General features: G+C 71.0%; 12 protein-coding genes and 1 pseudogene. 6 read left to right on the forward strand and 7 right to left on the reverse strand.

What is annotated here, in order from left to right:
* A pseudogene (locus AC07EJ_RS36725) lies at positions 1–144 on the forward strand (2-oxoacid:ferredoxin oxidoreductase subunit beta); the annotation flags it as partial.
* Positions 145–174: 30 nt separating this feature from the next.
* Here the strand turns inward: AC07EJ_RS36725 and AC07EJ_RS36730 are convergent.
* The gene (locus AC07EJ_RS36730; RefSeq protein WP_389485877.1) at positions 175–567 is read right to left on the reverse strand and encodes a winged helix-turn-helix transcriptional regulator; all 393 of its coding nucleotides are present in this window, start codon (positions 565–567) and stop codon (positions 175–177) included.
* Between the two features lie 92 nt (positions 568–659).
* On the opposite strand from AC07EJ_RS36730, the gene AC07EJ_RS36735 reads away from it, so the two are divergent.
* The 3 genes from AC07EJ_RS36735 to AC07EJ_RS36745 all read left to right on the forward strand — a co-directional run bounded on the left by AC07EJ_RS36735 (position 660) and on the right by AC07EJ_RS36745 (position 3,420).
* Complete coding sequence (locus AC07EJ_RS36735) at positions 660–1,517, forward strand: SDR family oxidoreductase (RefSeq protein ID WP_478885896.1); 858 nt, start codon at positions 660–662, stop codon at positions 1,515–1,517.
* A gap of 139 nt (positions 1,518–1,656) precedes the next feature.
* Positions 1,657–2,700, forward strand: a complete 1,044-nt coding sequence (gene rarD / locus AC07EJ_RS36740; protein WP_389485881.1) for an EamA family transporter RarD — start codon at positions 1,657–1,659, stop codon at positions 2,698–2,700.
* A gap of 132 nt (positions 2,701–2,832) precedes the next feature.
* On the forward strand, positions 2,833–3,420 hold the full coding sequence (locus AC07EJ_RS36745) for a flavodoxin family protein (RefSeq protein ID WP_478885897.1): 588 nt from the start codon (positions 2,833–2,835) through the stop codon (positions 3,418–3,420).
* A gap of 38 nt (positions 3,421–3,458) precedes the next feature.
* Here the strand turns inward: AC07EJ_RS36745 and AC07EJ_RS36750 are convergent, their stop codons facing one another.
* The 4 genes from AC07EJ_RS36750 to AC07EJ_RS36765 all read right to left on the reverse strand — a co-directional run bounded on the left by AC07EJ_RS36750 (position 3,459) and on the right by AC07EJ_RS36765 (position 7,956).
* Complete coding sequence (locus tag AC07EJ_RS36750; RefSeq protein ID WP_389485885.1) at positions 3,459–4,364, reverse strand: ABC transporter permease; 906 nt, start codon at positions 4,362–4,364, stop codon at positions 3,459–3,461.
* The gene (locus AC07EJ_RS36755; RefSeq protein WP_478885898.1) at positions 4,351–5,307 is read right to left on the reverse strand and encodes an ABC transporter ATP-binding protein; all 957 of its coding nucleotides are present in this window, start codon (positions 5,305–5,307) and stop codon (positions 4,351–4,353) included. Before AC07EJ_RS36755 ends, AC07EJ_RS36750 begins: the two co-directional genes overlap by 14 nt.
* Before the next feature lie 113 nt (positions 5,308–5,420).
* Positions 5,421–6,686 carry a LolA family protein gene (locus AC07EJ_RS36760; RefSeq protein ID WP_478885899.1) on the reverse strand — a complete coding sequence of 422 codons (1,266 nt, stop codon included), beginning with the start codon at positions 6,684–6,686 and terminating at the stop codon, positions 5,421–5,423.
* A gap of 259 nt (positions 6,687–6,945) precedes the next feature.
* The gene (locus AC07EJ_RS36765) at positions 6,946–7,956 is read right to left on the reverse strand and encodes a polyprenyl synthetase family protein (protein ID WP_389485891.1); all 1,011 of its coding nucleotides are present in this window, start codon (positions 7,954–7,956) and stop codon (positions 6,946–6,948) included.
* Positions 7,957–8,180: 224 nt separating this feature from the next.
* Here AC07EJ_RS36765 and AC07EJ_RS36770 point away from each other — a divergent pair, with 224 nt between their 5' ends.
* A complete protein-coding gene (locus tag AC07EJ_RS36770) occupies positions 8,181–9,695 on the forward strand; it encodes a peptide MFS transporter (RefSeq protein WP_389485893.1) in 1,515 nt (504 codons plus the stop codon).
* Between the two features lie 10 nt (positions 9,696–9,705).
* Positions 9,706–11,724 (forward strand): CocE/NonD family hydrolase, encoded by a 2,019-nt coding sequence (locus tag AC07EJ_RS36775; RefSeq protein WP_478885900.1) that lies wholly within the window; start codon positions 9,706–9,708, stop codon positions 11,722–11,724.
* Between the two features lie 38 nt (positions 11,725–11,762).
* Here AC07EJ_RS36775 and AC07EJ_RS36780 read toward each other — a convergent pair whose 3' ends face one another.
* Both AC07EJ_RS36780 and AC07EJ_RS36785 read right to left on the reverse strand, forming a co-directional pair.
* Complete coding sequence (locus AC07EJ_RS36780) at positions 11,763–12,581, reverse strand: HAD family hydrolase (RefSeq protein WP_478885901.1); 819 nt, start codon at positions 12,579–12,581, stop codon at positions 11,763–11,765.
* Between the two features lie 88 nt (positions 12,582–12,669).
* Positions 12,670–13,872, reverse strand: a complete 1,203-nt coding sequence (locus AC07EJ_RS36785) for an NAD(P)-binding domain-containing protein (RefSeq protein ID WP_389485899.1) — start codon at positions 13,870–13,872, stop codon at positions 12,670–12,672.
* Positions 13,873–13,933 lie beyond the last annotated feature (61 nt).

Raw genomic sequence — 13,933 nt, forward strand, 5'->3', positions numbered from 1 at the left:
CCCATCGGCGTCTTCCGCTCCGCCGAGCGCCCCGTCTACGACGTGCAGATGTCCGAACAGCTCGACGAAGCGATCGAACAGAACGGCAAGGGCGACCTGGCCGCGCTGCTCGCCGGCGGCGACACCTGGACCGTTGTGGGTTAGTCGCCCCCTGGCCGAATGGACCCGCGTCCCCTATGGGGCGCGGGTTTCGTCGTATGCGCTCCGGGCCTGCGCCACCGCCGCCATGCGGCGTTCCGTCCAGGTGGCCAGGGTGCGGACCTGTTCCGCCGCCTCGCGGCCGAGGTCGGTGAGCGAGTAGTCCACGCGCGGCGGGATGACCGGCTTCGCGTCGCGGTGCACCATGCCGTCGCGCTCCAGGGTCTGGAGCGTCTGCGCGAGCATCTTCTCGCTGACGTTCCTCACGCTGACGACGCGGCCGATCTCCCGGCGCAGCTCGCTGAACCGGTACGAGCGCTCCTCCAGCGCGATCAGGACGAGCACGCCCCAGCGACTGGTGACGTGTTCGAGTACGAGGCGGTACGGGCACATCTCCTCGCCGCCGGAACTCCCCTTGCTTACTCCCATGCCAGTACCTTACTTCAAAGTGGGTACTTTCTATTGGTTAGCGCCACCCGTAGGCTCGGTGCCAGATAAGCCCCTAAGAGGAGATTTCAGACATGAGCATCGTCGTCACCGGAGCCACCGGACACCTCGGCCGTCTCGTCATCGACGGCCTCCTTGCCGCCGGCGTCCCGGCGGAGCGCATCGCCGCCGTCGTCCGCGACAAGGAGAAGGCCGCCGACCTCGCCGCCCGCGGCGTCGAGCTGCGGATCGCCGACTACAGCGCGCCCGGGACGCTGACCGGCACCTTCGCCGCCGGCGACCGGGTCCTGCTGATCTCCGGCAGCGAGGTCGGGCAGCGCGTGCCGCAGCACCGCGCCGTGATCGATGCCGCGAAGGGCGCGGGCGTCGCGCTGCTCGCGTACACGGGCGTCCTCGGCGGGCCGGCCGCCGACTTCGACCTGGCGGCCGAGCACAAGGTGACCGAGCAGGCGATCCTGGACTCCGGCCTGCCGTACACGTTCCTGCGCAACGGCTGGTACCACGAGAACTACACCGAGAACCTCGCCCCGGTCCTGGAGCACGGCGCCGTCACCGCCTCTGCGGGCGAGGGCCGCGTCGCCTCCGCCTCCCGCGCCGACTATGCCGCCGCCGCGGTCGCCGTCCTCACCGGCGAGGGCCACGAGAACCAGGCCTACGAGCTGAGCGGCGACGTCGCCTGGTCCTTCGCCGAGTACGCCGCCGAGCTCTCCAGGCAGACGGGCCGGACGATCGCGTACAACTCCGTCACGCCCGAGCAGAACCGCGAGATCCTGCTCGGCGCCGGACTGCCCGCACCCTTCGCCGACATCCTCGTGGACGTCGACAGCGCCATCGAGCAGGGCCTGCTCGCCGCCACCGGCGGCGACCTGTCCCGGCTGACGGGCCGCCCCACGACCCCGCTCGCGGCCGCGGTCAAGGCCGCGCTCGCCTAGGGCCTCTCGTTCGGATCATGCCGGGCTCGGCCGGTCCCCCACCTGCACGAATGCCCTGTCATGACCGTATAGGGATACGGACATGACAGCCGGTGCCCCGCGGCGCTACCTTCATGGGTGGCCGCCGCGGGGCGGCCGTATGTGTGGAGGAGGGGCCGTGGAGGCTGGGCAGTCGGGAAGCGAACAGCGCACGGGACTGTTGAACGGCATCGCGGCCTACGGAATGTGGGGCCTGGTGCCCCTTTTCTGGCCCCTGCTCAAGCCCGCGGGCGCCGGTGAGATCCTCGCCCACCGCATGGTGTGGTCGCTGGCCGTGGTCGGCGTCGCCCTGCTCTTCGTACGCCGCTGGGCCTGGGCCGGTGAGCTGCTGCGCAACCCGCGCAGGCTGGCGCTCGTCACCGTCGCCGCGGCCGTCATCACGGTCAACTGGGGCGTCTACATCTGGGCCGTGAACGCGGGCCATGTCGTCGAGGCGTCACTCGGCTACTTCATCAACCCGCTGGTCACCATCGCCATGGGCGTCCTGCTCCTGGGCGAGCGACTGCGGCCCGTGCAGTGGGCGGCGGTCGGCGTCGGCCTCGCCGCGGTCCTCGTCCTCGCCTTCGGGTACGGACAGCCGCCCTGGATCTCCCTCTGCCTCGCCTTCTCCTTCGCCACCTACGGCCTGGTGAAGAAGAAGGTGAACCTCGGCGGCCTGGAGTCGCTCGCCGCCGAGACCGCGATCCAGTTCGTGCCCGCGCTCGCCTATCTGCTGCTGCTCGGCGCGCAGGGCGAGTCCACCTTCGGCGACGGCGCGGGCCACGCCACGCTGCTCGCCTCGACGGGCCTGGTCACCGCGATCCCGCTGGTCTGCTTCGGCGCCGCCGCCATCCGCGTACCGCTGTCGACCCTGGGTCTGCTCCAGTACCTGGCGCCGGTCTTCCAGTTCCTGCTCGGCATCCTGTACTTCCACGAGGCGATGCCCCCCGAACGCTGGGCGGGCTTCGCCCTCGTGTGGCTGGCGCTCACCCTCCTGACGTGGGACGCGCTGCGGACGGCCCGGCGCGGACGGATCGCACTGGCCGAGCAGAAGGCGCGGGCGACGGCTCCGGAAACGGTGCCGGAGTCGAATCTGCAGTCGAACCTGCAGCGGCAGCCGCAGACCCAGCCGGAGACGGATCCGCGGCCCGAGCCCGCCGCCTGAACCCGCGCGCCGCCACGAGCGCCTCATATCTCCGGCCCCGGTCCGCCCTGCCCCTCCTGGACGGAATTACTTGCGCGTGCATAAACTGCACATGCAGGTAATCGGCGCGACCAACCGACCCCGGAGTGCCCCATGTCCCGCACGTTCCTCTTCCTGCTCGGCAGCAGCCGAGGCGAAGGCAACACCGAGATCCTGGCCCGCAAGGCCGCCGAGCAGCTCTCCCCCGAAATCGGGCAGCGCTGGATCGACCTCGCCGCGCACCCCCTCCCCGACTTCGAGGACCTGCGCCACGACAGCGACCACACCCGGCCCGCCGGCGACAACACGGCACTACTCCTGGACGCGACGCTCGAAGCCACCGACATCGTCATCGTGTCGCCGCTGTACTGGTACTCCGTCTCGGCCGCCACCAAGCGCTACCTCGACTACTGGTCGGGCTGGCTGCGCACCCCCGGCGTCGACTTCAAGGCGACACTCGCAGGGCGCACCCTGTGGGGCGTGACGGCGCTCGCCCACGAGGAGCAGGTCGTCGCGGACCCGCTGGTCGGCACGCTGCGCAACTCGGCCGCGTACATGGGCATGCGCTTCGGCGGCGTCCTGCTCGGCAACGGCAGCAAGCCCGGCGACGTACTCAAGGACGAGGAGGCGCTGCTGCGCGCCAAGACGTTCTTCGCGCCCGAGCGGCAGCCGGAGGTCGCGCGCTTCCCGTACGAGGCGTAGCAGTGCGGCAGTACGAGGCGTAGCAGTGCGGCAGTCGGCTACGCCGTGATGTCCTTCGCCGTGAAGCGCGCCCACGCCGCCGAGCCGAACACGGCCGCGTACAAGCCCTGCAGGCCCAGGTTCTTGAGCAGGTCGTCCCAGTAGACCGGCTCGCGCATCAGGTCGGCGAAGGACAGCCAGCGGTGCGAGAACAGGTACGGCTGGATCGCGTGCAGCTGGGGGATCTGGTCGAGGATCTGGACGGTGATGAGCAGGCCCACCGTCGTCGCCATGGCCGCGATCCCGCTGTTCGTGAGCGTCGAGACGAACAGTCCGAGCGCGGCGATCCCCACGAGTGACGCGGCCACGACGAGGGCGATCAGCAGGGCCCGCACGAGCCCCTCGCCGAAGCCGATCCGCGTGCCGGAGATCGTGACGAGGTCGCCCAGCGGGAAGAGCAGGGCGCCCGTGGCGAGCGCCGTCACCGCCACGACGAGCGTCGCGACCAGGCAGAACGTCATCGTGGTCGCGTACTTGGTGAGCAGCAGACGGGTGCGGCCCGCGGGGGCGACGAGCAGATAGCGCAGCGTCCCCGCGTTCGCCTCGCCGGCGATCGCGTCGCCCGCGATCACGCCGACCGCCATCGGCAGGAAGAACGGGAGTGTCGCGGCGAGCGAGGTGAAAACCAGGAACAGGCCGTTGTTGGTGATCTGCGCTATGAACGCGGGCCCTCCCGCGCCGCCGCCCGCGGCCGGTGAGCCGCCGCTCGTCTCGATCTTCACGGCGATCCCGACGAGGATCGGCACCCCGGCCAGGACGGCGAGCAGGGCGATCGTGCGCCAGCGGCGGAACGTGGTGACCAGCTCGCTGCGGAACAGGCCGAGCGTCCAGATCCTCTTCCGCGCGGGCGCCGCCTCCGTGACGGCCGTGGCGGTGGTGGCGGCCGTGGCCTCAGCCTGCGACATCGAATCCCTCTCCCGTCAGGGCCACGAACGCGTCCTCCAGCGAGGCCCGTTCGAGTCCGAAGCCGCGGACGCGGACGCCCGCGGTGACCAGTGCGGCGTTCAGCTCGGCGAGGTCGGTCCCCGGACCGGGCGGCTCGCCCGTCACCTGATCGTCCGTCACGGTCAGGTCCGCGACGCCCCGCTCCTTCAGGACGCGCGCCGCGTCGCCCGGGTCGGGCGTCGTGACCACGAGCCGGCCGCGGGCGCCCGCCGCGAGCTCGGCGACCGGACCCTGCGTGAGGAGCCGGCCGCGCGCCATCACGGCCGCGTGCGTGCAGGCCTGCTCGATCTCGTCGAGGAGGTGCGAGGAGAGGAAGACGGTCGTGCCGTCCGATGCCAGCTCCCGCACCAGGGAACGGATTTCGCGCATGCCCTGCGGGTCGAGACCGTTCGTCGGCTCGTCGAGGACGAGGAGCCTGCGGGGCTGGAGCAGCGCGGCCGCGAGCCCGAGGCGCTGCTTCATCCCGAGCGAGTACGCCTTCGCCTTCTTGCCCGCGGCGGCCGTCAGCCCGACCCGGTCGAGCGCGGTGGCGACACGGGCGCGCCGGGTGCGCGGGTCGGCGGCCGGGTCGGCGGAGTCGTACCGGATCAGGTTGTCCCGGCCGGACAGGAACCCGTACAGGGCGGGGCCCTCGATGAGCGCGCCGACGTGCGGGAGGACCGCGCGGGTTGCGCGGGGCATGGGGCGGCCGAGGACGCTGGCCGCGCCGGACGTCGGCTCGATCAGGCCCATCAGCATGCGGATGGTGGTGGTCTTGCCCGAGCCGTTCGGCCCGAGGAAGCCGAAGACGCTGCCGGCGGGGACGGTGAGGTCGAGGCCGTCGACCGCCAACTGGCCGCCGCCGTACCGCTTGGTGAGGGCCCGCGTCTCGATCACGGACTCCTCGGCAGTGCTCGCCGCCATGTCGCTCCCGTCGCTCCCGTCGTGCCCGTCGGTCCGGGTGGAGTGCGGGAGTGGAGGCCCCGGAACCGACGCCTCCACTCCTGCCTGCCTGCCAACTCGCGTGGCGCGTACGGCTACTGCGCCGCGTTCGCCGCCTTCACGAGCGCGTCCTTGGTGACCGCGCCCGCGTAGACCTTGCCGTCGTCCGTGATGAGTGCGTTGACCAGGCGCGTCGAGAAGACCGTGCCCGAGCCGAACTTGCCCGTCACGTGGTCGCCGAGCGCGTCCATGAACTTCTGTGCCTCCGGCGGGACGTCGCCCGAGCCCGAGCCGCCCGTCGGCAGCCCCTGCCCGCCGGGCATCTTCAGCTCGGCGATGGACGTCCAGCCCTCACCGATGACCTTCAGGTCGTTCATGCCGCCACCCTGGGCGTCCTTCAGCTCCTTGGGCAGGTCCTTGGGCAGGTCCTTGGGCAGGTCCTTCGACGGGTGGGACTTGTCCCGCGCCTTGAGGTCGTCGCCCTCGGTGACCTTGGTGCCCTTCGGCGGGGTGAAGTCGAACGTGGAAGCGGCCGGCTTGGCGAAGTCCACCTTGGTGAAGCCCGCGTCCACGACCGCCTTGCCGCCGCCCGCGGGCGTCAGCGTGAACTTCAGCGGCACACCCGTCTTCGCGTCCACCGAGATGGTGATCCCGCCGACCGTCGAACCGGCCTGCTTCGGCTTGACGAGCAGCTTGTACGCGTCGCGCCCCGCGACCTGCGCGGTGCCCTCGACGGAGATCGACGTCGTCTTGCCGGACGCCTTCAGGACCTCGTCCGCGAGCTCCTTGGGCGTGGCCGGGACGCCCTTCTGCGCCTCGCCCCTGCGCTGTTTCTCGGCCCGGTCGCCGGCGGCAGCGGCGTCCTTGGCGTGGTACGCCTCGTTCGACGCGCTGTCGTAGGCCCAGACCTCGTCGCCGTTGTGGATCACGCTGTACTCGGCCGCGCTGTCCAGGACGGACAGCTTGTGCCGGTCGGGGCCGTCCGTCGCGACGCGCAGCGTGTGCGTGCCGGAGGCCAGCTCCATCAGCTTGGACTGCGGGTCGGCGGCGGAGCCCGCCTTGCCGTCCCCGCCGTCCGAGGGGCCGCCGGCGCCCGGGGTGAAGCCGCCCGCGATACCGCCCAGGGACGGGAGTCCGAGATCCGTGGAGATCTTCACCGTGCCGGACATCTGCTGCACGTCCGACTTGGCCATCTTCTCGATGAGCTGCTGCGCGCTGAGCTTCGGCAGATCGGGGTTGCCGGAGTCGGCCAGCGCGGGAACGAGCCCGATCGTCGCCGCGGCCACCCCCACCACCGCGACCGGGACCACATAGCGGGTCGCCTTGCGACGACCGGCGCTTTCGGTTTCGTACGGTGCCATGTTGTTGCCCTACCTCCGTGTTGGGCGGCGGCCTACCGTCCTTGCTCGTCTGTCCACCCCAAGCCGCCATTCTCACCCGAATTGGTCGGGAGTGGTGCTATCAATCTGACCAAATCGGCGGGACGGAAGCGTCAGACCCCAGGATCAACTCCGCGTACTCCCGCGGTATGACACACAAGGGCGGCGCCTCCCCTATCCCGTAGGGGGACGCCGCCGGTTCCGCGTGTCGGTCAGCACTGCACGGTGAGATCTGCGGGCGTCAGCCCGCCCGGTGCACCACCAGGTCGCACAGCTCCAGGAGGGCCGACTTCGCATCGCACTCGGGCAGCGGCGAGAGGGCCGCCCGCGCCTCCTCCGCGTACCGCACGGTGTCCTTGCGGGCCTGCTCCAGGGCCGGGTGGACACGCAGCCGCGCGAGCGCCTCGTCGAGGCGCGCGTCGTCCGTCAGGTCGGAGTCGAGGAGCTCGCACAGGGCGCGGTCCTCGGGCAGGCCGAGCTGCTCGGCGCGCTCGCGCAGCCGCAGCACCGGCAGCGTGGGGATGCCCTCGCGCAGGTCGGTGCCGGGGGTCTTGCCGGACTCGTGCGAGTCGGAGGCGATGTCCAGGACGTCGTCGGCGAGCTGGAAGGCGACGCCGAGCCGCTCGCCGTACTGGGCGAGGACGTCCACGATGCGCTCGTCGGCGCCCGACATCATCGCGCCGAACCGCACGGCCACGGCGATCAGCGAGCCGGTCTTGCCGCCCAGGACGTCGAGGTAGTGGTCGACCGGGTCGCGGCCGTCGCGCGGTCCGGCCGTCTCCAGGATCTGCCCGGTGACGAGGCGTTCGAAGGCCTCCGCCTGGATGCGGACGGCCTCGGGCCCGAGGTCGGCCAGCATGTGGGAGGCGCGCGAGAAGAGGAAGTCGCCGGTCAGGACCGCGACCGAGTTGCCCCAGCGGGTGTTCGCGCTGTCGACGCCGCGGCGCACGTCTGCCTCGTCCATCACGTCGTCGTGGTAGAGCGTCGCGAGATGCGTCAGCTCTACGACGACGGCGGCGGGCACGACACCGGGTGCGTACGGGTCGCCGAACTGCGCGGCGAGCATCGCGAGGAGGGGCCTGAAGCGCTTGCCGCCCGCGCGCACGAGATGCTGCGCGGCCTCCGTGATGAAGGGGACCCCGCTCTTCGTTGCCTCGAGCAGACCCTCCTCGACAGCCGCCAACCCGGCCTGGACATCGGCTTCGAGAGCCTGGTCCCGCACGCTAAGACCGAAAGTCCCGACGACGGTCACGAGAGGTTCTCCTGTCTGCTGACGATCACATGGCGAACTCGGTCGATCATTTGGTCGATGACACGGTTTGTCGATGTGTCGCTGCCATCACTCAAGTCAGCGTATCCGGTCGCGTTTCGATCACAGTGGGGGCCTGCCCGCACAGACCAGGCCGAGCGACCCACGAACACCCCCGGTATGTTCTTGATCAGCTCATACGACCGAGAAGACCTGGAGTTTCCCCTTTGTCTCGCACCACGGCCGAGGCCGAGCCGAACGGACCGGAGAGCGAGCAGCCGCCGCCGGGCGACGACCACGCGTTCTTCGGCCAGCCTCGCGGCCTGCTCACGCTGTCGGGCCTCGAGGTCTGGGAGCGTTTCTCGTTCCTCGGCATGCAGGCCATCCTCGTCCTCTACTTCGCGGACACGGTCGCACACGGCGGCCTGGGCATGTCCGCGGGGACGGCGGCGTCCGTATCGGCAGCGTACGGAACGCTCGTCTATCTCGTCTCGGTGGGGGGCGGCTGGCTCGCCGACCGGATCCTCGGCTCGTACCGCGCGGTCCTGTACGGCGGCATCCTGATCGCCTGCGGCCACTACGCGATGGCAGTGCCGACGGCGGCCATGACCTGGGTCGGCCTCGGCCTGATCAGCGCGGGAACCGGCCTGGTCAAACCCAATGTCGCCACCATGGTCGGCAAGCTCTACCGCACCGACGACGAGCGCCGCGACGCCGGCTTCGCGCTGTACTACATGGGCATCAACATCGGCGCCTTCGCGGGCCCCCTGATCACCGGCTGGCTCGGCGACCACAAGGGCTGGCACTGGGGCTTCTCGGCCGCCGCGATCGGCATGACGTTCGGTCTCGTCCAGTACGTGGCCGGGCGACGTCACCTGGCCGGGCGCAAGCATTCCGCCGAGTACGCGCTGCCGCCCGAGGGGATGCGGCGCGCGGTCCGGCTGATGATCGCCGGTGCCGTCGTCCTCGCCGTACTCGCCGTGATCCTCGTGTGGGCCGGCTGGCTGACGATGGACCGCTTCGTGGACGTCCTCACGATCATCTCCGTGATCGCCCCGGTCGTGTACTTCGCGGTGATGTTCCGCAGCCCCCGGGTGACTGCCGAGGAGCGCGGCAGGCTCAAGCCGTACGTCGTGCTCTTCCTGGCCTCCGTGGCCTTCAACTTCATCCTGTTCCAGGCGTACTCGACGATGATCCTGCTCGCCTCGACGAACGCCAGGACCGAGATCCTCGGCTTCCACTTCCCCGCCAGCTGGTACGCGTCCGCGCTCGGCGCCTTCGAGGTCGCGCTCGCCCCCGTGGTGGCCGGTCTGTGGGCCCGGATGGGACCGCGCCAGCCGCACGCCTCCAACAAGATCGCGTTCGGTGTGATCCTGGGCGGTCTGTCGTTCCTGCTCATGGTCATCCCCACCTCGGGCCACAGCGGGGACACGTACAAGATGGCCGCCTGGTGGATCGTCGGCTCGTATCTGCTGCTCGGCCTCGGCGACATCCTCCTGGAGACCTCGGGCATGTCGGCGACGACGAAGCTCGCGCCGAAGGCCTTCTCCAGCCAGACGATGTCCCTCTGGTTCCTCTCGCTCGCCCTCGCCAACGGCATTCAGGCACAGACCGTGAAGCTCTACGGCGAGGTCTCCAATCCCGCGTACTTCGGCGTCAACGGCGCCATCGCCGTCGCCATCGGCCTGGTCGTGGTCGCGCTCGCGCCGTGGCTGCGCAGGACCATGCACCCCGTTCACTGAGGTGACTCCCATGTCAGAAAACCCGGCCATCACCATCCGCTCCTCCTTCCCCTACGAAACGACCCGCGAGGACGTTCGCGTACCCCTGCCGGACGGCACCACGCTGTTCGCCCGCATCTGGCGTCCGGTGACCGAGGAGCCGGTGCCCGCCATCCTCGAGTACCTCCCGTACCGGCTGAGCGACTGGACGGCGCCGCGCGACTGGCAGCGCCACCCCTGGTACGCGGGCCATGGCTACGCCTCCGTCCGCGTCGACGTGCGCGGGCACGGCAACTCGGAGGGCCTGCCCGGCGACGAGTACGACACGACGGAGCTCGCCGACGGGGTCGCGGTCGTCAACTGGCTGGCCGCACAGCCCTGGTGCAGCGGCAAGGTCGGCATGTTCGGCATCTCCTGGGGCGGCTTCAACTCCCTCCAGATCGCGGCCCTCGCGCCCGAGCCGCTCAAGGCGGTCATCACGGTCTGCTCCACGGACGACCGTTATGACAACGACGTGCACTACATGGGAGGTTCCGTCCTCGCGGTGGACATGCACGCCTGGGCGGCGACGATGCTCGCCTTCGTGTCACGGCCGCCCGACCCTCAGTTCGTCGGCGACGGCTGGCGCGACATGTGGCTGAAGCGCCTCGAAGCGGTCGACCCGTTCATCCACACCTGGCTCGGCCACCAGACGCGCGACGCCTACTGGCAGCACGGCAGCGTCTGCGAGGACTACACCGCCGTACGCGCGGCCGTCCTCGCAGTGGGCGGCTGGCACGACCCGTACCGCGACACCGTCCTGCGCCTGGTCGAGAACCTGCCCGACCAGCAGGTACGCGGGATCATCGGTCCGTGGTCGCACCAGTACCCGGACCGCGGCCTGCCGCCGGGCCCCGCGATCGGCTTCCTCCAGGAGACCCTCCGCTGGTGGGACCACCACCTCAAGGGCGTCGACAACGGCGTCATGGCGGAGCCCAAGCTCCGCTCCTGGATCAGCGACTCGCACCCGCCCGCGACGGTCTACCCGACGCTGCCGGGCCACTGGGTCGGCGACCCGTCCTGGCCGTCCCCGAACGTCGCGCCCCTCGCGTACGCCCTTCAGGGCCCGCCCGTGATCGTGAAGTCGCCCCAGCAGACGGGCCTGGACGCGGGCCGCTTCTTCCCCTTCGGCAACGACGCGGACCTGCCGCCGGACCAGCGCGACGAGGACGCGAAGTCGGCGTGCTTCGATTTCGAGGTGCCCTCGGATCTGCAGGTCCTCGGCCGGCCGCAGGTGACGCTGCGCATCACCAGCGAGGTACCGCGCGGGCAGGTCGCCGTCCGGGTGTGCGACGTGGCGCCGGACGGCTCCTCGACGCTCGTCACACGCGGCGTCCTGAACTTCTCCTCTCGCGAGGGCCGCGACAAGGCCGTCACCTGGCCCCCCGGCACCACGGACGAGGTCTCCTTCGAGCTCAACGGCATCGGCCACACCTTCCCGGCCGGGCACCGCATCCGCCTCGCGGTGTCGTCCGCGTACTGGCCGTGGATCTGGCCACAGCCCGGCTCCGAGGCAGGCTTCACCCTCGACCCGGCGGGCAGCACCCTCGAACTGCCGGTCAGGATGGTCGACGCCGAGAACGGCGCCGACATCGGCTTCGAAGGGCCCGAACAGTCCGAGCCGCTCGGCGTCGTCTACCCCGCCACCCTGGACGAACAGCGCCCCGAGCGGCTCTGCGTCCGCGATGTCGCCAAGGGCGAATGGCGCCTGCAGGTGGACCCGCGCTACGGCGGCACCCGGGTCTACCCCGACGGCCTCGAATTCACCGAGGACGCCGTGGAGACGTACGTCATCCAGGAGGCGGACCCACTGAGTGCGCGCACCCGCTCCGACTGGTCGATCCGCCTGCACCGGCCCGAGCTGGCGTGGGACGTGACGATCAAGACCCGCTCCGAGATCGCCTGCGACGCGAAGGACTTCATCACCAGCAACGAGGTGGTGTGCCGGGACGGCGGCGAAGTGGTCTTCCACCGGACCTGGGAACAGCGGATTCCGCGCACGGCGGGGTGAGGGAGCGGGCGGGTCACGGGGGGGACCGGTGAGTGCGGCTAGCGCGCGAAGTGGCGTTCGAGGATGACCGCGACCCCGTCGTCCTCGTTCGACAGGGTCACCTCGTCTGCCGCCGCCCGCAGTTCGGCGTGGGCGTTGGCCATCGCGACACCGTGGCCGGCCCACGCGAACATCGGCAGGTCGTTCGGCATGTCACCGAAGGCGATCGTGCGCTCCGGCGTCAGACCGAGCCGCTCGGCGGCCAGCGCGAGCCCCGTCGCCTTGGTGACGCCGCACGGCTGCAGCTCCACGGTGCCGGGGCCCGACATGGTGACCGTCGCCAGATCGCCGACGACCGCCCGCGCCGCCGTCGCCAACTCGTCGTCTCCGAGCCGGGGATGACGGAGCAGCACCTTGCTGATGGGCTCGGCCCACAGCTCCTCACGGCGCTCGATCCGCACGGCGGGGAGCGTGGGGTGCGGCATCACATAGCCCGGCTCGATGAGTGTCAGACCGTCCGCGCCGTCCTGGTCGACCGCCGCGTCGACCTGTCCGACCTCGGCCTCGATCTTGCCGAGGGCCTGCTCGGCAAGGTCACGGTCGAGGGTCAGGGACCACACGATGCGGTCCTTCGCGGCGTCGTACAGCTGGGCGCCCTGGGCGCAGACCGCGAGCCCGGCGCCGCCCAGCTCGCCGAGCAGCGGCCGCACGCGCGGCGCCGGCCGTCCCGTCACCACGAGGTGGCGGGCCCCCGCGGCGGCAGCGGCCGTGAGGGCGTCGCGCGTCCGTTCGGAGACCGTGTCGTCGCCGCGCAGCAGCGTCCCGTCCAGGTCTGTGGCGATGAGATCGAACGGGGCGGAGCGAAACGGAGCGGGCATGATCGAGAGAATACGGACCGCTCCGCCGGGTCACTCCGCCCGGTCACCCCCGCCGCCGCCCTGCCCGGTCACCCCAGCACGGGGCGCCTCACGCGTGTGCCGCCGAGAGATGCTTCACCAGGCGCGGCGAGGCGAACTCGGTGCCGCACACGAACCGCATCACCGGCCCGTACGACGACCCGCCCAGCATGCCCGTGAAGTAGAGCCCCGGCACCGAGGACACATAGCCGGGCCCCAGCTTGGGGGTGCCCCGGCTGGCGGCGATCCGGGTCCGCAGACCGTCGCCTAGGAAGTCCATCGCGGCGAGGTCGACGCGGTAGCCGGTCGCGGCGATGACGTGGTCCGCGGTCAGCTCCTCACGGCGTCCGCCGGGAGCCCGCACCGTCAGAGTCACGCCCCGGTCCGCGGCGGCGGAGCCCACGATGCCCTCCACCTCACGCACCCGCACCTTGTCCTCGAACCGCTCGCGCAGCCACCACGCCCCGAGCGGCCCGAGCACCCGCCGGACGAGGAAGTGCCGTGCCTGCGGCGGAAGATGACGGTACGGGTGCGGGTAGTACGTCAGCGCGTACAGCGACCAGGCCCGGCCGAACGGCGTCTCGGGGCGCAGCTTCGGCTGGCCCCACGGCGGCGCGCCGAACCGTACGGAGCCCTTGCCGCGTGCCACGATCCGCACGCTCGCCCCGGCCTCCGCGGCGAGCGCGGCGGTCTCCAGGGCGGACTGGCCGGCGCCGACCACGATGAGTTCCCTGCCGGAGAACCGGGACAGGTCGTGGTGCTGCGAGCTGTGGGAGACCGGCCCGGTGGGGGCGGGCCCGTCGGGCGCCGCCGCGGCGAGCTCGCGCGGCAGGTGGTCGAGTCCCGAAAGGCCGGTGGCGACGACGACCGCGCGGGCCGTGAACTGCTCGCCGGAGTCCAGCTTCACCTCGAAGTTCTCGTGTCCGCGCCGGTCCACCGAGACCACCCTGACCCGCTCCAGGTCGGGCACGAGCTTCTGCTGGAGCCAGTCCCCGTAGGCCACGAACGTCTCGACCGGGACGATGTCCTCGTCCGTCACCAGGCGCGGGATCCCGGCCGCGTCGCAGTAGTCGACGAGGTCGTGGCCGCGCTGCGGGGCGTCGATGTTCGAGGCGGACGGCACTGACTTCAGGAGCATTCCCGCGGGCATGTGCGAGCGCCAGCTCACCATGGGGTCGCCGAAGACGCGTACCGGAATGCCGCGTGCCCGCAGATGGGCGGCGGTCGACAGGCCGTACGGGCCCGCTCCGATGACAGCTACCGGATGAATCACGAAGTCCCCTCCCCAGGGAAGAACGTTTGCTTCCTGCTTCGCGGTGACACTTGGTGCTTTG

The sequence above is a fragment of the Streptomyces sp. NPDC045026 genome, from assembly GCF_056432625.1.

Coding starts and splice junctions, on each gene's coding strand:
- rarD (WP_389485881.1), top strand. CDS start 1,657: ATGTGTGGAGGAGGGGCCGTGGAGGCTGGGCAGTCGGGAAGCGAACAG.
- AC07EJ_RS36730 (WP_389485877.1), bottom strand. CDS start 567: ATGGGAGTAAGCAAGGGGAGTTCCGGCGGCGAGGAGATGTGCCCGTAC.
- AC07EJ_RS36780 (WP_478885901.1), bottom strand. CDS start 12,581: ATGCCCGCTCCGTTTCGCTCCGCCCCGTTCGATCTCATCGCCACAGAC.
- AC07EJ_RS36735 (WP_478885896.1), top strand. CDS start 660: ATGAGCATCGTCGTCACCGGAGCCACCGGACACCTCGGCCGTCTCGTC.
- AC07EJ_RS36775 (WP_478885900.1), top strand. CDS start 9,706: ATGTCAGAAAACCCGGCCATCACCATCCGCTCCTCCTTCCCCTACGAA.
- AC07EJ_RS36745 (WP_478885897.1), top strand. CDS start 2,833: ATGTCCCGCACGTTCCTCTTCCTGCTCGGCAGCAGCCGAGGCGAAGGC.
- AC07EJ_RS36750 (WP_389485885.1), bottom strand. CDS start 4,364: ATGTCGCAGGCTGAGGCCACGGCCGCCACCACCGCCACGGCCGTCACG.
- AC07EJ_RS36755 (WP_478885898.1), bottom strand. CDS start 5,307: ATGGCGGCGAGCACTGCCGAGGAGTCCGTGATCGAGACGCGGGCCCTC.
- AC07EJ_RS36760 (WP_478885899.1), bottom strand. CDS start 6,686: ATGGCACCGTACGAAACCGAAAGCGCCGGTCGTCGCAAGGCGACCCGC.